Source organism: Janibacter sp. HTCC2649 (assembly GCF_000152705.1).
In the GTDB taxonomy this organism is placed as follows: domain Bacteria; phylum Actinomycetota; class Actinomycetes; order Actinomycetales; family Dermatophilaceae; genus Knoellia.
The window spans coordinates 1,095,845-1,118,389 of record NZ_CH672413.1 but is presented as its reverse complement, the minus strand read 5'-3'; the positions used below and the strand labels follow the sequence as shown (position 1 = coordinate 1,118,389).

Annotated in this window: 26 protein-coding genes; 12 read left to right on the top strand and 14 right to left on the bottom strand. The window is 67.4% G+C overall.

All coding sequences use genetic code 11. From position 1 onward, the window contains the following. Positions 1 to 30 precede the first annotated feature (30 nt). Positions 31 to 288 carry a hypothetical protein gene (locus JNB_RS05370; RefSeq protein ID WP_009775403.1) on the bottom strand — a complete coding sequence of 86 codons (258 nt, stop codon included), beginning with the start codon at positions 286 to 288 and terminating at the stop codon, positions 31 to 33. After that, entirely contained in the window at positions 285 to 1,049 is a 765-nt protein-coding gene (locus JNB_RS05365; RefSeq protein ID WP_009775402.1) for a hypothetical protein, read from the bottom strand. Before JNB_RS05365 ends, JNB_RS05370 begins: the two co-directional genes overlap by 4 nt. Positions 1,050 to 1,158: 109 nt before the next feature. On the opposite strand from JNB_RS05365, the gene JNB_RS05360 reads away from it, so the two are divergent. Then, the gene (locus JNB_RS05360) at positions 1,159 to 1,740 is read left to right on the top strand and encodes a low molecular weight phosphatase family protein (RefSeq protein ID WP_148232324.1); all 582 of its coding nucleotides are present in this window, start codon (positions 1,159 to 1,161) and stop codon (positions 1,738 to 1,740) included. Positions 1,741 to 1,758: 18 nt separating this feature from the next. On the opposite strand, the gene JNB_RS05355 is transcribed toward JNB_RS05360, so the two are convergent. Further along, complete coding sequence (locus tag JNB_RS05355) at positions 1,759 to 3,213, bottom strand: pitrilysin family protein (RefSeq protein ID WP_009775400.1); 1,455 nt, start codon at positions 3,211 to 3,213, stop codon at positions 1,759 to 1,761. A 173-nt stretch (positions 3,214 to 3,386) separates the two neighbouring features. Between JNB_RS05355 and rpsO the strand changes: the two genes are divergently transcribed. From rpsO to JNB_RS05340, 3 genes are all read left to right on the top strand, one after another. Next, complete coding sequence (rpsO, locus tag JNB_RS05350) at positions 3,387 to 3,656, top strand: 30S ribosomal protein S15 (protein WP_040883620.1); 270 nt, start codon at positions 3,387 to 3,389, stop codon at positions 3,654 to 3,656. Positions 3,657 to 3,809: 153 nt separating this feature from the next. After that, on the top strand, positions 3,810 to 6,233 hold the full coding sequence (locus JNB_RS05345) for a polyribonucleotide nucleotidyltransferase (RefSeq protein ID WP_009775398.1): 2,424 nt from the start codon (positions 3,810 to 3,812) through the stop codon (positions 6,231 to 6,233). 117 nt (positions 6,234 to 6,350) lie between these two features. After that, on the top strand, positions 6,351 to 7,202 hold the full coding sequence (locus JNB_RS05340) for a glycosyltransferase family 2 protein (protein WP_040883619.1): 852 nt from the start codon (positions 6,351 to 6,353) through the stop codon (positions 7,200 to 7,202). Here the strand turns inward: JNB_RS05340 and JNB_RS05335 are convergent. Next, on the bottom strand, positions 7,190 to 8,860 hold the full coding sequence (locus tag JNB_RS05335) for a hypothetical protein (protein ID WP_148232323.1): 1,671 nt from the start codon (positions 8,858 to 8,860) through the stop codon (positions 7,190 to 7,192). The two genes, JNB_RS05340 and JNB_RS05335, sit on opposite strands and share 13 nt — an antisense overlap. Before the next feature lie 161 nt (positions 8,861 to 9,021). Continuing rightward, positions 9,022 to 9,162 (bottom strand): hypothetical protein, encoded by a 141-nt coding sequence (locus JNB_RS21640; RefSeq protein ID WP_009775395.1) that lies wholly within the window; start codon positions 9,160 to 9,162, stop codon positions 9,022 to 9,024. A 262-nt stretch (positions 9,163 to 9,424) separates the two neighbouring features. Between JNB_RS21640 and JNB_RS05330 the strand changes: the two genes are divergently transcribed. The 7 genes from JNB_RS05330 to JNB_RS05300 all read left to right on the top strand — a co-directional run bounded on the left by JNB_RS05330 (position 9,425) and on the right by JNB_RS05300 (position 15,554). Further along, positions 9,425 to 10,117, top strand: a complete 693-nt coding sequence (locus tag JNB_RS05330) for a hypothetical protein (protein ID WP_040883618.1) — start codon at positions 9,425 to 9,427, stop codon at positions 10,115 to 10,117. A gap of 35 nt (positions 10,118 to 10,152) precedes the next feature. Next, positions 10,153 to 10,470, top strand: a complete 318-nt coding sequence (locus JNB_RS05325; protein ID WP_148232322.1) for a hypothetical protein — start codon at positions 10,153 to 10,155, stop codon at positions 10,468 to 10,470. A gap of 9 nt (positions 10,471 to 10,479) precedes the next feature. Then, a complete protein-coding gene (locus JNB_RS05320) occupies positions 10,480 to 11,196 on the top strand; it encodes a hypothetical protein (RefSeq protein ID WP_148232321.1) in 717 nt (238 codons plus the stop codon). 13 nt (positions 11,197 to 11,209) lie between these two features. Further along, positions 11,210 to 11,641 carry a hypothetical protein gene (locus tag JNB_RS05315; protein WP_009775391.1) on the top strand — a complete coding sequence of 144 codons (432 nt, stop codon included), beginning with the start codon at positions 11,210 to 11,212 and terminating at the stop codon, positions 11,639 to 11,641. A gap of 73 nt (positions 11,642 to 11,714) precedes the next feature. After that, positions 11,715 to 12,461, top strand: a complete 747-nt coding sequence (gene dapB, locus JNB_RS05310; protein WP_009775390.1) for a 4-hydroxy-tetrahydrodipicolinate reductase — start codon at positions 11,715 to 11,717, stop codon at positions 12,459 to 12,461. A gap of 158 nt (positions 12,462 to 12,619) precedes the next feature. Continuing rightward, on the top strand, positions 12,620 to 14,170 hold the full coding sequence (locus JNB_RS05305) for a CpsD/CapB family tyrosine-protein kinase (protein ID WP_009775389.1): 1,551 nt from the start codon (positions 12,620 to 12,622) through the stop codon (positions 14,168 to 14,170). Between the two features lie 7 nt (positions 14,171 to 14,177). Next, complete coding sequence (locus JNB_RS05300; protein ID WP_009775388.1) at positions 14,178 to 15,554, top strand: hypothetical protein; 1,377 nt, start codon at positions 14,178 to 14,180, stop codon at positions 15,552 to 15,554. Here the strand turns inward: JNB_RS05300 and JNB_RS05295 are convergent. From JNB_RS05295 to JNB_RS05260, 8 genes are all read right to left on the bottom strand, one after another. Further along, entirely contained in the window at positions 15,544 to 16,458 is a 915-nt protein-coding gene (locus tag JNB_RS05295; protein WP_009775387.1) for a hypothetical protein, read from the bottom strand. The two genes, JNB_RS05300 and JNB_RS05295, sit on opposite strands and share 11 nt — an antisense overlap. Positions 16,459 to 16,540: 82 nt before the next feature. Then, on the bottom strand, positions 16,541 to 16,813 hold the full coding sequence (locus JNB_RS05290; protein WP_009775386.1) for a PqqD family protein: 273 nt from the start codon (positions 16,811 to 16,813) through the stop codon (positions 16,541 to 16,543). Next, entirely contained in the window at positions 16,810 to 17,625 is an 816-nt protein-coding gene (locus JNB_RS05285; protein WP_050766580.1) for an ABC transporter ATP-binding protein, read from the bottom strand. The genes JNB_RS05290 and JNB_RS05285 overlap by 4 nt, the downstream gene beginning before the upstream one ends. Before the next feature lie 9 nt (positions 17,626 to 17,634). Continuing rightward, positions 17,635 to 18,591 (bottom strand): glycosyltransferase family 2 protein, encoded by a 957-nt coding sequence (locus JNB_RS20280; RefSeq protein WP_148232320.1) that lies wholly within the window; start codon positions 18,589 to 18,591, stop codon positions 17,635 to 17,637. Positions 18,592 to 18,718: 127 nt separating this feature from the next. Next, positions 18,719 to 19,033, bottom strand: coding sequence for an AzlD domain-containing protein (locus JNB_RS05275; RefSeq protein ID WP_009775383.1), 315 nt, complete (start codon positions 19,031 to 19,033; stop codon positions 18,719 to 18,721). After that, positions 19,030 to 19,803, bottom strand: a complete 774-nt coding sequence (locus JNB_RS05270; RefSeq protein WP_009775382.1) for an AzlC family ABC transporter permease — start codon at positions 19,801 to 19,803, stop codon at positions 19,030 to 19,032. The genes JNB_RS05275 and JNB_RS05270 overlap by 4 nt, the downstream gene beginning before the upstream one ends. Then, positions 19,800 to 20,435, bottom strand: coding sequence for a GNAT family N-acetyltransferase (locus JNB_RS05265; RefSeq protein WP_009775381.1), 636 nt, complete (start codon positions 20,433 to 20,435; stop codon positions 19,800 to 19,802). The genes JNB_RS05270 and JNB_RS05265 overlap by 4 nt, the downstream gene beginning before the upstream one ends. After that, complete coding sequence (locus tag JNB_RS05260; RefSeq protein WP_009775380.1) at positions 20,432 to 21,160, bottom strand: enoyl-CoA hydratase-related protein; 729 nt, start codon at positions 21,158 to 21,160, stop codon at positions 20,432 to 20,434. Before JNB_RS05260 ends, JNB_RS05265 begins: the two co-directional genes overlap by 4 nt. Positions 21,161 to 21,193: 33 nt before the next feature. On the opposite strand from JNB_RS05260, the gene JNB_RS05255 reads away from it, so the two are divergent. After that, entirely contained in the window at positions 21,194 to 22,006 is an 813-nt protein-coding gene (locus tag JNB_RS05255; RefSeq protein WP_009775379.1) for an FAD-binding oxidoreductase, read from the top strand. Here the strand turns inward: JNB_RS05255 and JNB_RS05250 are convergent. Next, complete coding sequence (locus JNB_RS05250) at positions 22,003 to 22,467, bottom strand: dihydrofolate reductase (protein ID WP_009775378.1); 465 nt, start codon at positions 22,465 to 22,467, stop codon at positions 22,003 to 22,005. The two genes, JNB_RS05255 and JNB_RS05250, sit on opposite strands and share 4 nt — an antisense overlap. Between the last annotated feature and the right edge of the window lie 78 nt (positions 22,468 to 22,545).

Below are 22,545 nucleotides of genomic sequence, written 5' to 3'. Positions count from 1 at the left end.
TCTCGCTGACAGAAAGTCCGACGCCTGGCGTCAGGCCCGACGAAGGATGCCGTAGCGGATGAGTTCCGCTACGGCATCATTTGTCTTTCTCAGGGTGGAGTCGTCCGTCGGCACGCCGAAGCGGGATTCGAGTTGGTCGGCCAGATCGCGCACGTCGATCGCCCGGTCCGTGAGCAGGTAGATGACAGTGCTCAGCTCGGTGAGGCGGACGACGTTGCCCCGGATGAGGATGGCCGCCTCGCCGTCGCGCAGGAGCTCATCGGTCGCTTCCCAACGCTGCACCTTCACGACGCCTCCTGGACCAGAGCGATGAGCGACTCCTCAGGATGGGTGGCTTCGCTGTAGCGCAGGCGAGTCACCGGCCCGATCTCGTCGATGAGTTCCGCCAACCGTTGAAGCGGTCGGGGCAGCTCGGGCAACGCCGACGACTGTTCGACAATGGCCATCACGGCATCCATGAACGGAACGTCGGTGAGGTCTGCAGAGGCGAGCCCGGGCTGCCGGTCGAGCAGCACGAGCCTGCTCACGTGGGAGATCTTCGGTGCGGGGAGCAGACCCAGGGCATCGGGTGAGACTTCGTCCTTGAGTTTCGGGGTCTGCGCGCGTCTCACCGACAGGGGCTTGGGATAGGGGTGGATCACCCCGGCTGCGTCGATGCCGACCGACTCGTCGGTGAGATATCCGAGGCGCTTGCCGAGGAGCCGGCTGAGGGTGGTCTTCCCCGTGCCGCCGCGGGCGATGTAGACGAGGCTTCGGCCCGTCTCTGGGTCACTCACCGCACCGGCGTGGAACATGAGGAGGTCGCCAGCTCGCGCCTGGATGAGGTTCTTGGTCACCTGCTGCGTGGTCAGCATCATCCGTCGGGGGAGTTCTGACACGTCATCGAGCCGCACCTCAAGAGGTGGGGCATCAACGGGGGACTCGTGCGGGGCGTCGAGGCAACGCGACCACGCGATGGTCAGGGCCTCGCGGAGATCGGGAGCGGCCTCACCTGTGCAGCGCACCTCGACGACAGCACCGAGGCCGTGCAGACGATGCACGTCTTCCACAGGTGGTGCCCTCCCTCGTGACCATGGCGCGCGGAAGCCCGCTGACCTGCTCGAACCCTATCCAGCCGAACACTCTGGCGCGGCCGGTCGACGCGGTTAGCCTGACGTGGTGAGAGCCAGAGCCCATCGTGTCGAGGAGCCGTTGCGTGTGCTCTTCGTGTGCACGGCCAACATCTCGCGTTCTCCCTACGCAGAGCGCCGCGCCGCGCTCATGGAGGCCGGACCACCCGAGGCTGGCCTGCGGTTCGCCAGTGCGGGAGTGCCGGGGCATCCCGGCAAGGGGATGGATCGCGCCATGGCTGCCGAGCTCGTCAGTCGCGGAGGAGAGGGCAACGGGCACGTGAGCCGTTCACTCTCGGCGGCGATCCTCGAAGCGGCAGACGTCGTCATCACGGTTGAGTTCGCCCAGCGTCTGCGGATCGCCGAGAGCTGGCCCGAGCACGTGGCCAAGGTCTTCGGCCTGCACCAACTTGCCGACGCGATGGAGCGCAGTCACACCGTGGGCGGCGGGCTCGAGGCACTCGACGGGGCGCTCGCCATCGCCCGGCCGGACAGCCTCGCGTGGGACGTCGCGGACCCCTACAAGAGGGGCAAGGCCGCTGCGCGTGCCTGTGCCGACGACATCGATGAGGCACTTGCCGTCATCGTCCCGGCGCTCGTCGGGGCCCCTGTCCGCGCGGGCGCCCTCTGAGCCGGAGCGCGCAGGGACCTAGTCGAGGTCCAGGGCAGCGTCGACCGTCGTCTCCCACCCGACCTCAGTCGTGTGCTCATCGATGAGCGCGAGGAGTCGGTCTCCGTCCTTGACGTGCTTGGCCCACAACGGTCCGCTGGCACCGTCGGCGAAGTGGAGGAACCGGAACCCGTCCGCGCGGCCGACGCCGACGACGTCGGCCCACGTACCGCCGATCGTCGTCCCAGCGGCCGTCACCGTGATGCCCTCGGCCCCTGCGTGCACGGCGAGATCCCGAGGGGGCACGACCGCAGTGAGCCGGCGCTTGAAGCGCTGCCCGGCGATGGGTTCACGACTGGGGAACTCCCATTCAGACCGGTCCACGATTGCAGGGAGCGGGTTCTTGGGGAGTTCGGGAACGCCGATGACTGCGCTCTCCTTCGCCGCGCGAGCCCAGTCGCGGATCTGCTCGACCGTCACCGCCTCATAGCGACTCCGGAGCTCCTCGCGGCTCGGGACGGCGCCGAAGCGCCAGTAGCGCAGGGCGGAGCCCTCGAGGACGGACATGACGGTGCGCGGGTCGTCGAGGTATGCCGCGAAGCCCGCCTTCTCGTGCGCCAGTTCCTCCGCGGTCGGGCCGTTGACAGCCAGATCGGCCAGTTCTGACCACACGGCGTGGACGATCTCGTCGCTGTCCTCCTCGGCCCCATCGGTGGCGATGCTGACGAGGCCGACCTCGTGGTCGACGACGCATCCGTCCAGCGAGACCTCGTAGGCCAGACCGAGGTCGTGGCGCACCTTCTCCTCGATGCGACCCACGAGGATGTGTTCGACGAGCTGGGCCTCGGTCGTGGCGGGAACCAGATAGGACAGGGCCACGACGGGGATCTGGCCGGCGATCAGGCCAGGGGCCTCGAACGGCGAGGGGCGCCACGCGGTGTCCACGGCGCGCATGCCCTTCGGAAGGTCGAGGTGCACGTCATCCGGCACAGGGCCTGACAGCACCAGCACGGCGTTGTCGGCCACACAGTGGGTGCGCGCGAACTCGAGGGCATGCGCGGCGGTCGGCACGCGCCCCTCCCGGTCGAGCTCGCCGAGCAGTCCCGCGCCCACGGGTCCCGAGCGCACAGCGAGGGCCCAACCGAGGTGGGGCTCGCACGATCGACCATCCTCGGCCGCCAGGACCTTGAGCTCACGCTCAAGGCGATCCAGGGGCAGGGAGGTGAGCGCACGGCATACCCCGTGAAGGAAGGCGACCACCTCGTCACGCGGACCGGTCGCGTAGAAGCGCATGGCGTCGACGTCCACGGAGGCGTTCTTGTCGAGGTGATCCCGAGGGAGGGTCGACATCACGAGATGCTCGACGAGGTGGGCCACGCCGCGGGTGCGGAACGTCTCGTGGCGATCTCCCGCGAAGAAGATCAAGGTGGCACTGAACGGTTCGGGTCCCTGCTCCCAGAAGGTGGGAACGCCGTCGACCTCGGTCTGCTGCATGGTGCCGGACTGTAGTGGACCGCGCGGCCGCCTCGGGTGGAGTTCCGGATTAGGGGTGGGGGGAGCCCGCTGCTAATCTTGTCTCGCCGTGAACATCGGCCGCGGATCAAGAGTGCCCCGGTGAACCAGCCCGGAAGCGCCGCGCAACCACATCAGAAGGAGTCTCCTCGCCCATGCCTTTGGAAGCAGACGTCAAGCAGAAGATCATGTCCGAGTACGCCACGGTCGAGGGCGACACCGGTTCGCCCGAGGTCCAGATCGCGCTCCTCACCCAGCGCATCCTCGATCTCACCGAGCACTCCCGTGAGCACAAGCACGACCACCACAGCCGTCGCGGCCTGCTGCTGCTCGTCGGCAAGCGCCGTCGTCTCCTCCGCTACCTGGAGGACATTGACATCGAGCGTTACCGCTCGCTGATCAAGCGCCTCGGCCTGCGACGCTGAACCCACGACTTCCGTCGGAGCGGCTCTCCTATTTGGAGGGCCGCTCTTTCGGATGTGTTGGCCAGATCCACTCCGGACTGACCGACACGAAGCACGCCCGTGCACAACGACGATGCACGTGGACAGATGAAACTGACAGAAAAGGAGGACCCAATGGAGGGTCCTGAGATCACATTCGCCGAAGCCACCATCGACAACGGCTCGTTCGGCACCCGCACTGTCCGGTTCGAAACCGGGCGCCTGGCCAAGCAGGCCGGAGGCGCAGTCAGCGCCTACCTGGACGAGGACACGATGCTCCTCTCCACCACCACCGCTGGAAAGCACCCGCGTGAAGGCTTTGACTTCTTCCCGCTGACCGTTGACGTCGAAGAGCGCATGTATGCCGCGGGCAAGATCCCCGGTTCGTTCTTCCGCCGCGAGGGCCGCCCCTCCACCGAGGCGATCCTCACCTGCCGTCTGATCGACCGCCCGCTGCGCCCGACCTTCAAGAAGGGTCTGCGCAACGAGGTCCAGGTCGTCATCTCGGTGCTCGCGCTCAACCCGGACGCGCAGTACGACGTCCTCGCCATCAACGCGGCGTCCGCGTCCACCCAGATCTCTGGCCTGCCGTTCTCGGGCCCGATCGGTGCCGTGCGCGTCTCGCTCATCAACGACCAGTGGGTCGCCTTCCCGCAGTTCTCGGACATCGAGCGTTCGACCTTCGACATGGTTGTCGCAGGACGAATTGTTGACGACGGCAGCGATGTTGCCATCATGATGGTCGAGGCCGAGGCCACCGAGCAGACCTGGAACCTCGTCAAGAACGAGGGCAAGACTGCTCCCACCGAGGACGTCGTCGCCCAGGGCCTCGAGGCAGCCAAGGGCTTCATCAAGGTCCTGTGCGAGGCACAGGCCGACCTGGCTGCCAAGGCTGCCAAGCCGATCCAGGAGTTCCCGATCTTCCTCGACTACGAGGACGACGCCTACGCCGCTGTCGAGGCCAAGGTCGGTTCCGACGCCGCTGCCGCGTTGCAGATCGCGGGCAAGCAGGAGCGCGAGGATCGTCTCGACGAGATCAAGGACTCCATGAAAGCCGCCCTTGCGGGCACAGACGGCGAGTCCGGTTCCTTTGCTGGCCGCGAGAAGGAACTGTCCGCGGCATACAAGTCCGTGCAGAAGAAGCTCATCCGTGAGCGCATCCTCAAGGACAAGGTCCGCATCGACGGCCGTGGCCTCGCCGACATCCGCGCACTCAGCGCCGAGGTCGAGGTCCTGCCGCGCGTGCACGGCTCGGCAATCTTCGAGCGTGGCGAGACCCAGATCATGGGTGTCACGACCCTCAACATGCTCCGCATGGAGCAGCAGCTCGACACGTTGTCGCCGGTGACGCGCAAGCGCTACATGCACAACTACAACTTCCCGCCCTACTCGACTGGTGAGACCGGTCGCGTGGGTTCGCCGAAGCGTCGCGAGATCGGCCACGGAGCGCTCGCCGAGCGTGCGCTCATGCCCGTCCTCCCGACCCGCGAGGAGTTCCCCTACGCGATCCGTCAGGTGTCTGAGGCTCTCAGCTCCAACGGCTCGACCTCCATGGGTTCGGTCTGCGCCTCGACCCTGTCGCTGCTCAACGCTGGTGTGCCGCTGCGCGCGCCGGTGGCCGGCATCGCGATGGGCCTCGTCTCCGCTGAGGTCGACGGTGTGACGCAGTACGCCGCGCTCACCGACATCCTCGGCGCCGAGGACGCGTTCGGCGACATGGACTTCAAGGTTGCTGGCACGCGCGAGTTCGTCACGGCCATCCAGCTCGACACCAAGCTCGACGGCATCCCCGCCGAGGTCCTTGGCAGCGCGCTGACCCAGGCCCGCGAGGCTCGCCTGCACATCCTCGATGTCATGAACGAGGCCATCGACGTCCCCGACGAGATGAGCCCGTTTGCTCCTCGCGTCATCTCGGTGCAGGTCCCCGTCGACAAGATCGGTGAGGTCATCGGCCCGAAGGGCAAGATGATCAACCAGATCCAGGACGAGACCGGCGCCCAGATCTCCATCGAGGACGACGGCACCATCTACATCGGTGCCACCGACGGTCCCTCGGCCGAAGCGGCTCGCGCAGCGATCAACGCCATCGCGAACCCGCAGATGCCCGAGATCGGTGAGCGCTTCCTGGGCACCGTCGTCAAGACGACGACCTTCGGTGCGTTCATCTCCCTGCTCCCCGGCAAGGATGGTCTGCTGCACATCTCCGAGGTGCGCAAGCTCGTCGGTGGCAAGCGGATCGACGCTGTCGAGGACGTTCTCGCCGTGGGCCAGAAGGTCCAGGTCGAGCTCAAGGAGATCGACCCGCGCGGCAAGCTGTCGCTCGGTGCGGTTCTCGCTGACGACGACTCTGCGGCTCAGGCCTCGGACGACGCTCCCGAGGACGACGACTCCGACGACGCTCCGGTCAAGGACGGCGACACCGAGGGTGGCGACACCACCGAGTCGAGCGAGTCCGACACTGATGGTGAGGGTGGCGAGCGCCGCCAGCGCAGCCGCCGTCGTGGTGGTCGCGGTCGCGGCCAGCGCTCGGACGCGGGCGACGCCTTCGGCGACGCGTGATCTGAAGCAGCACGTACGCACGTACGGCGACGGGGCGGCATACCTTTTGGTATGCCGCCCCGTCGGCTTTCCGGGTGCGTCATGATGAGCGTCGGTAGGGTCGAAGGGACGGGGCTCGTGGACACTCAGCAGGTCAAGCGCGTGATGCGGGGGCGCTTCGGTGGGCCGTTGCGGCTGGCCTATCGCGGCGCGGAACGCTCTCAGGTGGCACTCGTGCGCCAGGTCGACCGAGCGCAGTTCGGACGGCTGACGAGCGACGAGCGGGCCGAGGTGGCTCGACGGGTGACGATGACCGTCAAGACCTTCGAACGGCCGGACGTCCTTCGTCGGTGCCTCGCCAGTGTGCGCACGGTCTTCGACGGCCGGATCGTCGTCGCCGACGACTCACGTGTGCCCGCGAAAGATCTCGGGCCCGGGATCGACGTCATCGCGATGCCGTTCAACAGTGGGGTCTCTGTCGGTCGCAACGCAGCCCTGGATGCGGTCGAGACGGAGTACGTCTTCGTGACGGACGACGACGTCGTCTTCACGCCGGCGAGCGACATCGTCGCGGCGCTGAACTTCCTCGATGACCACCACGACGTCGACCTCGTGGCACTCACGCGGGTTGATCTCCCACGCTGGCGTGCGGTGGCTGCGGGCGCCGACGCGCTCTTTGCCGGCGCGGCAGATCCCAAAGTGCCCTTCGGGACCCTCATCGACGGCCTGCCGGTCGTGCCCAAGACGCCTCAGCTCTATCTCGCGCGCACGCCGTCGATCCAGGCCGTGCGCTGGGACGAGCGACTGCGCATGGTGGACCACCGTGACTTCTTCTCACGGGCCAGCGGAACGCTCGTGTCGGTGCAGGCCCAGACCATCAGGGCGTACCACATGCGCACACCCTTCGACCCGTTCTACAACGCCTACCGCGAGGACGTTGCCGCTGACCTGAACACGTTGGCCCGCATCTGGTCAGGTCAGCGCACGTAGTAAGCGCTGTCGCCGATGACGCTGGGTTTGCCGTTCTTGTCGAGTTGCATGGTGATGATCAGGGCGTACCGGTTGAGCACCGTCTCCAGGTCGCCCGTCTGGCCCGTCACCGTGCGGTACTGATTCTTGGGGTCGTCGAGGAAGACGTAGCCCGCTTTCGCCGTCTGGGTGACCAAGAGGTTGTAACTCACGACGACGAGCTGGCCGGTGGTCGTCTTGACTGCCTGCACCGAGCCGTCGGGCGACACGAGATCCTTGGTGGGGTTCCAGGGCTCGGCCTTGAGAGTGGCAGACCCCTGCGTGGGTGTGCGCAGCCCGGCGAAGTACTCGCCCAGCTCCTTGGGGAGAGCCGGTGAGCCCTTACCCGTGTTGATCTGCGAGGTGAGGCCGTCGACTGCCGCCTTCGTCTGTTTGAGGTCAGCGGGCGTGAGCGTGCTCGGCGTCCCCGACGCAGCCGGCGCAGCCAGGCCTTTGAGCTGAGCTGTGGTGGCTCCGACGAGTACCCACGGTGACGTCACCGACGAGCGGGTGATCACCTGAAGCGCTTCGTTCGGCTTTTCCCTGTTGATCGTCTCGGTGCCCGACACCATGGCGAACATCGGGTACGAGCTGAACGCAGGCAGGTAGGCGTCGTGGACGGTGAAGGAGACCTTGGCGACCGAGTGGTCCTTCACGAGTTGGTCGAACTGGGTGCCGAGCACGGCAGTGGCAAGGAGGGGACCCCCTCGCACTGCGGACCATTGCTTGGCGTCGTACGACGTGGCGATCGCGGCGCGTGACGTCGCGCTGCGTGCATCGAGGTCCTTCATGGCGGCGAGGGCCTCGGCCTGGTTGGCCATTGCAGGTTTGGTGAGTTCGGAGGTCTTCCACGCGTCGACCTTGGTGGGTACGACGCCGCATCCCGCGAGTGCGGGCACCAGCGCGCTGATCACGCCCAGCGTGAAGACCCGGCCCATCGTGCCCGACGGTGTGGCCGGTGCGTCGACCTCAGTGGCCCGGTCGACCTCATCCCCGGCAGCGGCAGTCGCCTTCGCGACTGGGCCGTTCTCGGAGCCGGACTCTGCCACCGCTCTGCGTCGGCGCCGCAGGAGCAGACCCGCGAAGAGCGCGAGGACGCCCACGACGAGGGCGGCAAGGGAGAGGGTGAAACCGTTCTTGACCTGGATCCCGCTGGTCACGGTCAGGTCGCCGCCCTTGCCTACGGGCATGATGACGAACTCAGTGGGCGTGCCGTCGAGTTCGAGCATGAGGGTCTGCTTGCCGGTCCCAGTGGCCCTGGCAGTCCAGAATCCCTGCTTCGTCGGGTCGGGGAGCGCGGTCTTGGGGTCGCCCTTGACCACTTCACCGCTCAGGCCGGACGTGTCCACTTTCGTCACCGCATAGGTCGAGGACGTGGCGAGATAACTCCTGGCATCGATCGGGTGGGCCTGGCCGAGGAACACCGTGCCGTCCGAGCTCTCGGCGGTCAGTCGCATCGTCGTGTTCGTGAAGGCGAGCAGGCTCGGCGTCGACACGACCGCCTTGGCGTCACCCAGCTTGAGGGTCGTGGCGGGGGAGTCGACGGTGTCGTCACTCCCGATCAGCAGCACGCCCGCGATGCCTGCCGCGGCGAGCACCGGCCCCACGAAGGCAAGCAAAATCCCCAGAACCCTCTTCACAACCCGATCCCCTCAGACGTCGGGGACCCTCCCTGGCCCCCCAGGTGAGCCAGTGTGCCAGTTGGCACGCGAGTTCGTTGGTCGCCATCCACAGGTTCTGGCAGAGACGGAACTGCCCCCGCCGAGATCTCGGCGGGGGCAGTTCGACGCGGTGTGGTGGGTCAGGCGACCTGGGGGACGCGGCTGACCTTGGCGGGTGCGCTCCAGCGCATCTCCATCTGCGTGCGACCGTCCTTCGTGACCGGCACCCAACGCATCGTCAGGCAGGCCGGACCCGTGGCGGTCGTGGCGACCTTCTTCATGGGTGACTCCTTGTGAGGACCTGCGGTGGTGACGACATCGACGGCGAGCCGGCAGGTCGTTCACCTTCTGTTCACCCAAAGATAGCAGGAAAGTGAACAGAAGGTGAACGACTCGTCCGGTGCGCACTCGACTGCTGAGGGGAGGCCTCCCCATTGCTGATCGTGACCGGGAGAGGCAGGCTGCAGACATCGATCCGGCGGCGTGAGGGGAAGCACGATGGAAGACGAAGGCACGGAACGACTGCACGAAGCACGAGAAGACATGGACCGCACCCTGCAGCGTCTGGAATCGATGCCGGCGGCGCAGGAGCAGGAGGCATCCTCGGCCGAGGGTCTGGTTCGGGTGCGGATCGACGGCCAGGGCCGCGTGATGTCCATCGTCGTCAGTCACGTCTGGGCGCAGAGCCTGACCACTGCCGAACTGGGGCCAGCCATCCTCGAGGCCTACCTGGGTGCAGGGGTCTCCCAGGTGGAGGAATGGAACTCACACCTCGAGGTCGCGATGGAACTCCCCGAGCCTCAGACCCGACCGTTCCCGACCCAGCTGCAGTCGGAGGTCGCCGAGTTTGCCGGTGGCGACTCGGTCACCGAGGTCGAGGTGTTGGAGCGCCTGCTCGAGGTCTGGTCCGAGGTTGAGCACGAGCTGGACTCGACCATCGCCGAGGTGACGGCGGGCGCCTCGCGGCAGCACGAGATCTCCAGCTTCCAGGGGGAGGTCAAGGTGGTGTGCTCGGCGACGGGCAGCCTGGAGTCGCTGACCCTGAGTGAGGGGTGGCTGCGACGAAGTCACCCGGCCAACATCGGGCGACTGGTGCTGGCAACCATCACCGACGCGCAGAACGCAGCGCTCACGGACTTCTCGCACACCCAAGAGGTCGCTGCCCGAGGGACGGCGGAGCTTCAGCGCCTCGGCGACCCCGACTACCTCCACCGACGCCTCGGCATTGGTCACTGACCGCTGCCGCCGAGTTCTGATCCAAGGGGAAATTCATGAGTTTTGAAGTGCAACGCGCCGCGCTCGAACACGACGCCAAGATTTGGGACGCCACCCACGACGTGCTCGCCGCTGCGGCGGTGACTGCTGGTGGTTTGGACGTCAGCACGAACACGACGTCGGTCGTGGCGGACATGGTCGGCTACAACAGCTCCTACACAGAGCTGCAAGATTTCGTCGTCACGCTCGTCAAGGGTGGAAGCACGGCCACGAACAAGATGGCCACCACGTTGCGCGACGTCAAGAAGCAGTACGAATCGGACGACGAGGCCGCACGGGCCGCCATTGGTGCCCTCTGGGCGCCGGTCGAATAGGGGAGATCGATGACACCGCAAGAGATCTGGGCAAAACTCGTGGACACGTGGAACCGGTTGATGGAAAAGGCCCAAGTGCTCCTCGAGGCCTTCAACCGCGGTCTGAAGGAAGTGGGCAAGTGGTTCGGCTGGCTGGCCGAGAAGATCGCCAACTTCTGGAATGACAAGGTCGTGCCCAAGTGGCAGGAGGCGGTCGACTGGATGTCCAAGCACCTCAACGTCTTCGGAGCTCCATGGCTGTGTTTCTCTCAAGCCGCGCAGTGGCGAGAACACGTGGGCAGTCCCGTCTCGGCACGATCCGGGCTGGCGACCAAGGGCCAACTCGACGTCGACACGACGTGGAAGGGCTCCGCCGCGCAAAGCTACGTGGACCGTCTGGGCCAGCAGGAGAAGGCCATCGGCGGTGTCTCGACGCAGTTCGCCGAGGTGATCGCCACCTCACTCGTCAAGGTCGGGGCCGGGATCATCGTGTGGTGGGTGGGGGTCGTCGCCGCGATCGCGGCCCTCATCATCTTCCACATCGTGGCCGCTGCCGCTGCTGCGACGGTCGTTGGCGCTCCGGCGACACCCCCATCCGCCCTGGCTGGCTGGATCACCTTCATCTCCGCACTGCTCGTCGGCACGGCAGCCCTCGTCGCGCTGTCCATCAATGCCAAGAGCGACCTGGACGGGGTCAAGAACAAGCTCTCTGACTACCCCGAGGGCGCCTGGCCGACCTTCGGCTGACAGGGTCGTGGTCATGGATCTCACCACGGCACGCCAGGCCGCTCAGGTTCGCGGCGTGGCTTCGTTCTGGGCGGCGGGACTGTGCGGGCTCATCGCCGTGGGCTGCGCACTCTTCGCCCGGACGGCGCCCGCCGAGGTCCAGGGGCTCCTCGTGGGGGCCGCGGTCCTGGCCCTCGTGGCAGCTCTGGCGTGTGCCGCCGTCGCCACTGCCAACCGCGCCCTGCGCCGAGACCCGGTCGCACGCGGACCCTTGGCTCAGTCTCGAACTGCGTTGGTTGTCACGGTGGTCGCCTGGGTCGCCGTCGTAGTCTTCGTGACCTTGGCTTCCGGCGAGACTGCATGGTTCATCGCGTCGCTGGGTCTGGCCAGCCTCATCCTGCCGGTGGCGCTCGTCGCCGGCCTCACGCTCAAAGGGCCGCACCCGAGTGACGGGGGTGAGCCGTGAGTGACGCGACGGCTTCAGTCAACGCGGGACACTGCTCGTACGAACGTCTGAGGGCCGCCACTAGAGTTCAGGGGTGAGTGTCACCAAGGTCTCGGTCATCGGTGCATCCGGACGCATGGGCTCGGAGGTGTGTCGGGCCGTCGAGGCGGCGCAGGGTCTCGAACTCGCAGGCCGCTTTGACATGGGTGACGACCTCGGCGACCTCGCCGGTGCTGACGTGGTCGTCGAGTTCTCCGTCCCCGACGCCTCGGCCATCAACGTCGCGCACTGTGTCGACCAAGGCGTCCACGTTGTCGTCGGGACGACGGGGTGGGGAGAGGACAAGCTCGCTGACCTTACCGCGCGCCTCGAGCAGCATCCCGGTGTCGGAGTTCTCATCGCGCCCAATTTCGCCATCGGAGCCGTGCTCATGATGGCCTTCGCGCAAAAGGCCGCTGAGTTCTACGAGTCCGTCGAGATCATCGAGCTGCACCACCCGGACAAGGTGGACGCACCTTCTGGCACGGCTGCCCGCACGGCCGAGCTAGTCGGCGCCGCACGCGCACAGGCTGGCCTCGCCGACGTCCCCGACGCGACCACGAGCGATCCCGAGGGAGCACGCGGAGGGCGGGCACACGGCATACCCGTGCATTCGGTTCGTCTGCGCGGACTCGTCGCACACCAGGAAGTTCTGTTCGGACAGACCGGCGAGATGTTGACGATCCGGCACGACTCGTTCGACCGGGTCTCGTTCATGCCCGGAGTCATCGCAGCGGTCCGCAAGGTCGGCGAGCACCCCGGTCTCACCGTTGGCCTCGAGCACTACCTCGGCATCGCCTGACCCCGGCCGCGAGACGCCAATCGGTTGGCCTGATTGCCATTTCGGCAGGTCAGAGGCACCTGGTCGGATAAGGTCGGCCTTCAGGTTCACACCCCTGGGGTGTTGTTGCACTAGCTCGTAGGGCCGACGGCTCGTCGAGAGCGGCGGGGAGAGACTGCATGACGCTCAATGACTACCTGAAGGCGTTTCGACGTCGCTGGCTCGTCATCGCGCTCTGCGCGGTGGTCGCTGGAGCCGTCATGTGGACGGTGACGCCGGCCCATCCCGAGGTGACGAGGTCGACGGGCAGCTACACAGCCACGGCCACCCTCCTCGTGGAGCGAACCGAGGACGTCAACAGCCAACTGGGTCGCATTGCCCTCTTTCTCACCACGGGGGACATCCCCAGGGGTGCGGCGAAACGGTTGGGCTACCCGGGCGATCCTGCGCTCCTGGCCGCTGGGCTGACGGTCAAACCCGAATTCATTGCCACCGCGCTGACGGTGTCGGCGACGGCATCTGATGGCGCACGGGCTGCGGCCGTTGCCAACGCTTTCGCGGACGAGGCGGTGTCCTTCTTCGATACGCCTCGGCCAGGGACGGGCACGGTCGGCATCACCGTCCTCCAGTCGGCGTCCCCGATCCCGAACGCCGACGGCGGAGGCTTCGTCGTCCCCCCGAGTCGGCCGGTGCGGGCGGCTCTCAGCGCCGTTCTGGGACTGCTTCTGGGGCTTGCGCTGGCGCTGGTGCTGGACCGCCTGGACTCGCGGCTGCGAACCCGCGAGGAGATCGCTGCTGCCCTTGCTCTGCCGATCGTCGCCGAGGTCCCCAGGTTGGGTCGCACGAAGCGTCGCGACAAGACCATTGGCGTGGCGGAACAACCGCTGAGTCCGTATGCCGACGCCTATCGCGGCGCGCGAACCGCCATCGTTCACACCGCGAGCCAACGACTCTCGGTCGGGAGCGCACCACGTCACCTGCTCGACGGGCCGGCCACCCAGCTCGAGGGGGCCCGCGTCGTGCTCGTCACGTCCGCGCACCCGGCAGAAGGCAAGACCACCACCGTCGCGAACCTGGCCGTGAGCTTTGCAGAAAGCGGACAACGCGTGCTCGTCCTGGACGCCGACCTCCGCTCGCCGGACACGCACACCCTCTTCGACGTCCCGCAGGGTGCCGGCATCTCGGACTACCTGAGCCGCCACAACGAGTCGTCGCTCGAGGCGTTGATCCGACCGACGAGCATTGACGGGGTCCGCATCATGACGGCCGGCACCCGCCTGTCCCACCCCGCTTCCCTGGCCAGCCTCATGGGGGGACTGATCGCCGAGCTCCGCGATCTGGCCGACGTCGTGCTGATCGACACGGCGCCGTTGCTGGCCGCCAGCGACGTCTTCGATGTGCTGCCCGTCGTCGACACGGTGGTGGTGGTCGTGCGCCACGGCAGGATCACGGACGTTGCGGGTCGTCGGGTCGCGGAGCTGCTCGGCCGCTTCCACGTCCCGGTGACCGGGGTCGTGATCGTGGGCGCGCCGACGAGGGGCGCTGGCCGCTACGGCTATGGCTATGGCAGCGGCTATGGGCAGGGTTACGACGCCGAACGCAGCAAGGGCATCCGGCGCGTTCTCCCTGGACGGCGCGGAACGACGGACGGATCCAGCACACCGCCGCACCCCGCAGAGTCCGAACCCGGGGCCGAGAGTCGTCGCGACCGCCGCACGACGTCCGCCTGAGCTGTCGATGACCCGTTCGGCCCTCCGGCTCGGTGCTGTGGCCCTCAGTGTCCTCCTGGCAGGCGCGATCGCGCTGGTGTTCGCCTGGGCGCTCGAGGGGAACTCCTACAACCTGTGGGGCGCCGTCATCGTCGTGCCCCTGCTCGTGGCCGTCAATGTCGTTGTCATCGCGCGAGTGGCTCGATCGGCGCCCGAGCCGTGGCTGCTCGCCCTGCTCATGGCCGCCTTCGGCGCCAAACTGGTCGGCGCCCTGCTCCGGTATTTCGTCGCCTACGTCGTCTACGGCGGTGCGGCCGACGCCGAACGCTACAACAGGTATGCCGCCACACAGCACCACCTCTGGCGTCAGGGGGCCTTTGTCTGGGAATGGGGCGGCAAGCAGGGCACGCAGTACATGGAGCTCATCACCACTGCGGTCTACACCGTCATCGGGCCGTCACCCCTGGCCGGCTTCCTCGTGTTCGCGACGCTCGCGTTCTGGGGGCAGTACCTGCTCTTGCGAGCCTTCCGGATCGCCCTTCCGAGAGCCGATGGGCGTCGGTATGCCGTGCTGGTCATGTTCCTGCCCTCGATGCTCTACTGGCCCTCGAGCATCGGGAAGGAGGCGTGGCTGCTGCTGTTCGTCGGGGTCACCGCACTGGGCGCAGCTCGGCTCTTCGCCGCGCGCTCCGGCGCCGTGGTGCTCCTCGTCATCGGGGCCGCGGGCACCACACTCGTCCGCCCCCACATCACGGTGCTGCTCTTTGCTGCTCTTCTCGTGGCCCAGCTGTTCCGCCCGGCGGACGACCAGCCCACCGGGATCCTCAAGAAAGCCACCGGCGTGCTCGTGCTCGGCGCGGCCGCCTGGATTCTGGCCTCGCAGTCGGCCGTGTTCCTCGGCACCGATGACCTCAGCTGGCAGGCCATCTCGGAGACGGTCGAGGCCACGAACGGGCAGACGTCCCAGGGTGGATCCACGTTCACGGCGGTTCCCGTGTCATCCGTGTGGGGTATGCCGCTCGCCGTGCTCACCGTGTTATTTCGGCCCTTCGTGTGGGAGGCCGGCAACGCCCAGATGATCGTGCAGAGTCTCGAATGTCTGTTCCTGCTCGGGCTGACGGTGCGTGGTTGGCCGCGCATTCGTCGCCTCCCCGGGATCCTGCGGAGAGCGCCCTATGTGGTGTTCTGCCTCGTGTTCACATCGGCGTTCATCTGGGCCTTCTCGGGGTTCGGGAACTTCGGGATCCTCTCCCGGCAGCGGGTGCTCATGATCCCGTTCTTCCTCGTCCTCCTGGCCCTGCCTTTGCCTCAACCCGAGGCACACCCCGACGATGACGACGAGTTCGACGACATGGACGATGTCGACCCAGCGACTTCGAGCAAAGTGATGCTCGTCAACCCGTAACAGTGGTGGTCACGCTCGTGGCATTGGTTGCGCTCACCACCATCTGGAGGGAGTAAGAGCCGGGATTGCCATTCCCTTGCAGACGAATCTTGGCGTCGAAGCCAAGAGTCTGGTTGCGACCTAGTTGAGAGTCCGCCGTGAATGTGACCTCGCGGGGGCCGGTGAGGCTCGCTGTCCACCCGGGGGCTGCAGTGTCCACATTGGGAAGTGCGGCGGGAAGCGGGGCTGCCGACCAAGAGATGACGACCTTGAGACCAGCAGTGAGTTGAAAGCCCGTGTTCTGAATCACTTCCGCACTGAGATCCATCGTCCGACTTGCTTGGCCATTGGCAATCCAGCTCACGGGGGGGCTCTGAATGCTGAGGACCGGGGGGCTGGCTGCGACGGTGGTGGTCGTGGAGCCCGGGGTGCCGGCGCCGCCGGGGCTGGCGGTGAGATTGACCAGAATCGAGTTCCCTACGGCGGTGTCCACCGGGTCGAACGTGACGACGAACGGTCCCGTGGACGCGCCAGCTCCCAGCTGTGGATCGATCTTGTCGAGGACGATGACATTGGAGCCGTTGCCCGACTCCACGGTCCATCCTGCTGGGGCAGTGGCAACGGCGGTCACGCCAGCAGGCAGCGTGTAGGTGACCTTGAGGTCGACCGTCGATTGGGTGTTCACATTGGACACGATTGTGGTCACAGCGAACCGCGCAGCAGCGGTGTCTGCGCCGGTCCAGCCGCTGTTCGTCGCGGTCACGTTCACTGCGGCGGCGCCAGAAGCTGCCATGGCCGGCGACTGGGTGACCAGTTGCACCGTGGGCACTGTCCAAGCGGCGTGAGCCCCGGTGCGCATCAGGGTGCGGCGGTTGATGCCCGGCCTGCGCCTGGCAGTCGTGGCATCCTGCTCGTGTGTCGTCATGACGCTCTCCCCGGGTCAGGTGAGGCAGAGGATCGACGGCTGACCCCCTGCCAGAATCCGAGCCTAACTGCGAACCCGCAGGTCAGAGGCCGAACGCGTGCAATTGCACGATGTGGGCGCTACTGAGTTCCTCCATGATCCTGGCCACGGCGTCGGCAGTGCTTCCTTGCGGGGGAGGTCCGTAGATCGACTCGACAGCACGAACGAGCTCAGGCACCGGAGTCCAGTGCTCATCGAGTTGCAGCAAGACCGTCGTCGCGATCGGCGAGAGCACGACCACCTGGTCGCCGGCATAGACCGCGCACTGGTCGCCCTCGACGAACACGTCGTGGACGAGTCCTCGCCTGGCCTTCACCTGGCCTCCACGAGCGAGCTGACCAGAGCCGTGACGTCCGTGGCCTCCCGGTAGGTCAGTCGCTGGAGCCCTCCGCACGCGGCCAGCAGGTGAGCGAGGCGATGCAGGGGTGCCTCCAACCGCTTCAGGTGAGACGTGTGCTCGGCCAAGGACGACAGCGCCTCGAGTGTGGGAACCGACTCGACCGTCGGTAGCCCGACGTGGCCGGGATCGCGGTTGACAAGAACCACCGCAGCCGCTCGCAGCGGCCCGGGACCGGGTGCCGTGAGGTGAAGCGAGTCGGGAGCCAGCTGGACCTTGAGGGAGCCCCCATCGCGGTGAAGGGACAGGGGCTTGGCAAACGGTCTGATGCCGTGGTCGGCCTCGATCGCGGCGGTCTCATCAGTGACGTAGGCCAGCCGGGCGCCCAGTGACCGCGCGAGGGTTGTCTTGCCGGCTCCGGACCGGCCGACCAGCACCGCGGCTGCGCCTGTCACGGGATGGGCCACCACGCAGGCATGAAGCATGAGCACCTGCCCGGCGAGGTGCTCCATGGCGGCTCGCGTGATGTGCGGGGTGAGCCAGTCCTCCATGACGGCCTCGTCGGAGTGGGCCACCATCCCGGCTGCGCTCGCCTCCGCCAGGACACCAGGATCGGGATCGAGCATCGCCTGCACGGTGACGACGGGGGCAACATCATCCGTGGTCGTGCACCACGCCCACGCCAGATGGACGGCATCCGCGAGGGTCTCGCGCCGCGACCCAAAGCACTCGACCGCGACCGGCACACCGAGCACGACCAGCCGGACGGTGGAGCAGCGGGTGGCTGGCAAAACCCCAGCCTAGGCGTCGGACGGGGCAGAGTCCCTGACGTCGGCCTCTCCCGCCGCGGGACCGCGGTCGCGGAGGTAGACCGCCTGAAGCTGTCGCAACTTGGACGACTGATCCGACGGCGCCCAATTGGAGCCGTTGATCATGTGAACCCAGTCCCCGTCAAAAAGTGTGAATGCCTCGCTGACGAATGTGGTCAAGTCCCCGGTCTTGATGAACGGGGTGCTTGGGTCATCCATCCGCACATCCTCCTGCGTGAATGTTTCGAGACGAGACAGGTCGAGCGCAGAGTAGTAGTCCCTCCAGTTGCGTGAGCCTGTGTCTCCGTAGGCGCCGCCAAGTGTCCCTGGTAGGAAGTTCGGCGTTCCACCGCTGAAATAGTCAGGGGCGAAGAAGTGCAGGCCGGGCCAGTAGAAGGGCAACGCTGAGGCCATCTGAAAGTGGCCATAGGCCCCTTGACGGCCCACGACCTCGGCATAACTGACGGGCGCGATCGGAAAGATGTCATGGTCCAAGAGTCCGAGGTATTCCGATTGTGAATGTTGCAGAACGTTCGTGTAGAGCCAGTTCAGGGCAAGGCCATGAGATGCCGAGCCGCCGGCCTGAGCCAGCCGCGGACGGGGGCGTAGCCGGATGTAGGTGACGCCTGTGTTGGCGCAGATGTCCTCGATGCGACGGCTTGAGTCTGCATCGGTTGAATTGTCGGCCACGAGCAACGTGTACGAGTCGCTGAAGTAGTCGTGGAGTGACTCGATTTGCCACTCCAGGAGCTTGGGCTGGTTGAAGGTCACGACCGCGAGCTGGGCCGTCTTGCCGTGGGACGCGCGGATGGCCTCGCTGGCGCTTCCAGAACGAGGGGGCAACCTGCAGTAGGCCTTTGCGGCTGCAGCTTCACTTGCCTGTGTGACGGCCGATCTGATGGCGCCGATGTGGGCTCGGAGCGTTCGACGCTGCGCGTGGTGAGGCATGAAGGCAGGCTATGGCGTCGCGGCCATGCGCCATTGCTTTCCCAGAAGATCTACCTTGCCCTGCCAACGTGGTTGTCCCAGGGGTGGTGCGCAAGGGGCCGTTGAGGACGGAGGGTGTTGCTGGGACCTAGCCCCAGCCGAGCGCGCGCAAGCCGGCCGCGACCGCCGCGGCCCCGATGACGACGACGAGGAAGTTCGCCCGCAGGAGCAGCAGCACGATCGCTGCCCCGACGGCGGCCAGTCGAGCATCGACGTGCAACGAGCCGCCGTCCCCGCCGAACGTCTGGATCGCGACGAGTCCGGCCAGCAGCGAGACTGGGAGCAGGGTGAGCACACGGCTGCGCTTCGGTCCTTCGACCCACGCGCCGGGCACGAGGTAGCCGGCGAGCTTGGTCGCATAGGCCAGCCCCGACGCGAGCAGCACGATCGTCCAGGAACTCATGATGCGACCTCGGGGTCGTCGGTGGCTCGCTCGTGCCGGCCGCCACCTCTCAGCCCAATGACCACAGCGGCAAGAACAGTGAGGATCACCGGCACGCCGACGGGCAGCAGGGGAGAGGTGAGCAGCGCGATCGCCACGGCGAGCACCATGGTCGCGGCGGCATCGCGGCTGCGCAGTCGTGGCCAGAGCAGGGCCGTGAAGGCCGCGGCCGCGGCAGCGTCAAGGCCGTAGCGCTGGGGGTCGCCGAGCGCGTTGCCGACGAGCGCGCCGGCCAAGGTCATGAGGTTCCAGAAGACGAACACGGCGATGCCGGTGACCCAGAACCCGAGTCGCCCCGCGCGCCGATTGTCCTGTCCCACAGCGACGGCGGTCGACTCGTCGATGGTGAGGTGAGCGGCCAGCAGCCTCCGCAGGCCACGCACGTCGAGGATCCGCGAGGTCTGCAGGGCATAGAGCCCATTGCGTACGCCGAGCAACGTCGACGTCGCGAGGGCTGCCGATCCGGTGCCGCCGGCTCCGAGGATTCCGACGACCGCGAACTGCGAGCCACCGCTGAACAACAGGATCGACAGGACCGACGTCTGGAGGATGCTGAGGCCGGCCGCGACACCGAGCGCGCCGAAGCTGATGCCGTAGGCGCCCGTCGCGATGCCGACCGAAAGCGACTGTCGCAGAACGGCTTTGCGCTTGCTGGGAACAAGCGGAGGGTATGCCGGGTGCTCGCCACCGGCGACGTCCTCACCTCTCGGTTCGGCCGCCGGTGTCGTCACCGGCCTGACTCCGTCTCCTCGGCTGCGGCATCGTCGGGTGCGGCATCGTCGGGTGCGAGCGATGCAACGAGGCGAACCTCGCGCAGGGTGTCGCCGTCGGGGGAGACGACGCGGTCGCGGTAGGCGCCGTCGGGCCCGAGGCCGGAGGCGACGAGGAACGCGCGCGTCGCCTCGTCGTCGGCGAGGACCCAGACGGCCATGTCTTCAGCGCCGGCGCCACGCATGGTGTCGACGCAGGCGTTGAGCAGCCGCGAGCCGTGACCCATGCGACGGGCGCCGGGGTGCACGCCGATCGCGGTGACCTCACCGCACGCCTGGCCGGAGTCGGGGTCCTGGCTCGGGCCGATCGCGGCGAAGCCGACGACCTGCTCACCCGCGCGGGCGACGAGCAGCCGGTGGACACCTTCGGGAGGGCTCTCGAGCGACTGGCGCCAGGCCTTCGCAAAGGCGGGAGCCTCGAAAAGGGCGATGACCTCGTCAGGGAGGCGGCCGGCATACGCCTGCGTCCAGACAGCCGCCTGGACGACACCGACGGCGGGTGCGTCGGTGGGTTTGGCCGTGCGAACGCTCGCGTCGGCCGTCGGGCCCATCGCGTGCGCGTGATCGGCACCGTCGCCGTGGTCGTGGCTCATCGGCCCTCGAACTGCGGGGTGCGTCGTTCGCGGAAGGCCGAGCGTCCTTCGGTGAGGTCGTCGCTCGACCAGGCCTCGGCGAAGGCGGCTTCGTAGCGCGCCACCTCGGCGTGGTCACTGCCGTGGGCGTCGAAGCCGAGCTTGGAGCCGGCCTGGGTCATGGGCGCGAGGTCGGCCGCCCTGGTCGCCAGCTCGATGGCGGCATCGAGGTCACCGCGCACCTGCGAGAAGCCGAGGCGCCACGCGTCGTCGGCGGTGAGCACCGTCCCGGTGAGGACCATGTGGCGGGCGGCGCCCTCACCCCAGAAGCGCGTCACGCGCTCGAGGGTCCAGTGGTTGACCATGAGGCCGAGCTTGGCCACGGGCACGGCGAACGTGGCGTCGTCGGTGACGACGCGCAGGTCACAGGCGATGGCGAGCTGCATCCCCAGCCCCATGCACGAGCCGGAGATGGCCGCGACCGTCGTGATCGGTGCCTGGGCCAGGCGCTCCAGGACGTCGGCGAGCCGGTCGGTGAAGCCCACGTCCTCGAGCTCGGTGAGATCGGCGCCAGCGCAGAAGTGCCCACCCTCGCCGGTGATGACGATGGCTCGGGACGTCAGGAGGGCCGCCTCGAGAGCGTCGTCCAGCTCCTCGAGGGCGTCAGCGTTGAGTGCGTTGCGTCGTTCCGTCCGGTCGATCGTGAGGACGGTGACCCGGTCGGAAGTACGTGAGTGAATCGCCACGCGGTCGAGCCTAACGGGGAGGCGTTTGTGAGGATGGAGGGCGTGTCCCTGCTCCGTCGTCCCTCGAAGCCGCATCCGGTCTTCCGCCCCCTCGCTGTCGCCGAGGTCGATCCCGTCGCGGAGCACGCGGTGTCGATCGGGTTCGACGTGAGCGAGATGCCGATGTTCCTCGACTACCGCGCCGGCCAGTACGTCACCTTGAGGGCGCTCATCAACGGTGAGGACGTGCGCCAGTCCTACTCGATCTGGGTGCCGCCCAGCCGTGCCCGCCGCGACGGCATCATCCGCGTTGCGGCCGCAGCCGTGCAGGGTGGGCGCATGTCGCCGTGGTTGGCGACCGAGGTCGCCGCCGGTGAGCTCATGGGAGTGCTGCCGCCGCTGGGAGAGTTCGTCCTCGACGAGGTTGCGGGCCCGCGGCATCACGTCGGCGTCGTCGGCGGCTCGGGCATCACGCCGGTGCTCGCCATCGCTGCGGCCGCCCTGGAGCAGGACGACGCGTCGACGGTCGACCTCATCATTGCCAACCGCACCCGCGAGTCGACGGTCCTTCGCCGGGAGGTGGCCGACCTGGAGGCCGCATCGGGCGGACGCCTGCGTGTCGAGCACGTGCTCAGCCGTGAGCGCGTCGACGGCGTCCGACACGGGCGCATCGACCCCCTCATCATCCGCGCCGTGCTCGAGGATGTCGGCAGCATCGAGGGTGTCGACGACTGGTGGTTGTGCGGACCGGAAGGCCTCATCGCCGACGTCGAGGCCTGGCTCGAGGGCTCAGGCGTGGGCTCCGAGCACATTCACCGCGAGCGGTTCACCTCGACCGGACCGGTCGACCCGCTCAAGAAGCCCTAGCGCTCGTAGGTCACCCAAGCGAAGCCGTCGCGCTCCTCGCGAGCGCTCTCGTGCCACTGCGCCGGGTCGATGTCGGGGAAGCGCACGTCGCCCTCGGGCTCCTGGTCGACCTCGGTGATGAGCAGCCGGTGCGCGAACGGCATCGCCTGCGCATAGATCTCGCCGCCGCCGGCCACGAACACCTCACCCACGGGACCGGCCAGCCCGAGCGCGTCGTCGAGGGAGTGCACGGTCTCGACGTCGGCGTGGTGCCAGTCCGGTTGCCGCGTGATGACGATGGTCCTTCGCCCCGGGAGCGCTCGCCCGATCGAGTCGAAGGTCTTGCGCCCCATGACCATCGCGTGGCCCATGGTCGTTCGCTTGAAGAACGCGAAGTCCTCCGGCAGGTGCCACGGCATGTCGTTGTCCGCGCCGATGACGCCGTTGCGTCCGACCGCCGCGATGAGCGTCACCTGGGTCATGAGCTCACCCTATTGCCGGGGCGGGAACAGCGGCAGGTATGCCGCACGCTGAGGGTGCGCGGGCGGCATACCGGAACG

Coding starts and splice junctions, on each gene's coding strand:
- rpsO (WP_040883620.1), top strand. CDS start 3,387: ATGCCTTTGGAAGCAGACGTCAAGCAGAAGATCATGTCCGAGTACGCC.
- JNB_RS05275 (WP_009775383.1), bottom strand. CDS start 19,033: ATGAGTTCCTGGACGATCGTGCTGCTCGCGTCGGGGCTGGCCTATGCG.
- JNB_RS05320 (WP_148232321.1), top strand. CDS start 10,480: ATGACACCGCAAGAGATCTGGGCAAAACTCGTGGACACGTGGAACCGG.
- JNB_RS05295 (WP_009775387.1), bottom strand. CDS start 16,458: ATGACGACACACGAGCAGGATGCCACGACTGCCAGGCGCAGGCCGGGC.
- JNB_RS21640 (WP_009775395.1), bottom strand. CDS start 9,162: ATGAAGAAGGTCGCCACGACCGCCACGGGTCCGGCCTGCCTGACGATG.
- JNB_RS05345 (WP_009775398.1), top strand. CDS start 3,810: ATGGAGGGTCCTGAGATCACATTCGCCGAAGCCACCATCGACAACGGC.
- JNB_RS05255 (WP_009775379.1), top strand. CDS start 21,194: ATGGAGGGCGTGTCCCTGCTCCGTCGTCCCTCGAAGCCGCATCCGGTC.
- JNB_RS20280 (WP_148232320.1), bottom strand. CDS start 18,591: ATGCCTCACCACGCGCAGCGTCGAACGCTCCGAGCCCACATCGGCGCC.
- JNB_RS05300 (WP_009775388.1), top strand. CDS start 14,178: ATGACCCGTTCGGCCCTCCGGCTCGGTGCTGTGGCCCTCAGTGTCCTC.
- JNB_RS05315 (WP_009775391.1), top strand. CDS start 11,210: ATGGATCTCACCACGGCACGCCAGGCCGCTCAGGTTCGCGGCGTGGCT.
- JNB_RS05265 (WP_009775381.1), bottom strand. CDS start 20,435: ATGAGCCACGACCACGGCGACGGTGCCGATCACGCGCACGCGATGGGC.
- JNB_RS05250 (WP_009775378.1), bottom strand. CDS start 22,467: ATGACCCAGGTGACGCTCATCGCGGCGGTCGGACGCAACGGCGTCATC.
- JNB_RS05330 (WP_040883618.1), top strand. CDS start 9,425: ATGGACCGCACCCTGCAGCGTCTGGAATCGATGCCGGCGGCGCAGGAG.
- JNB_RS05325 (WP_148232322.1), top strand. CDS start 10,153: ATGAGTTTTGAAGTGCAACGCGCCGCGCTCGAACACGACGCCAAGATT.
- JNB_RS05355 (WP_009775400.1), bottom strand. CDS start 3,213: ATGCAGCAGACCGAGGTCGACGGCGTTCCCACCTTCTGGGAGCAGGGA.
- JNB_RS05305 (WP_009775389.1), top strand. CDS start 12,620: ATGACGCTCAATGACTACCTGAAGGCGTTTCGACGTCGCTGGCTCGTC.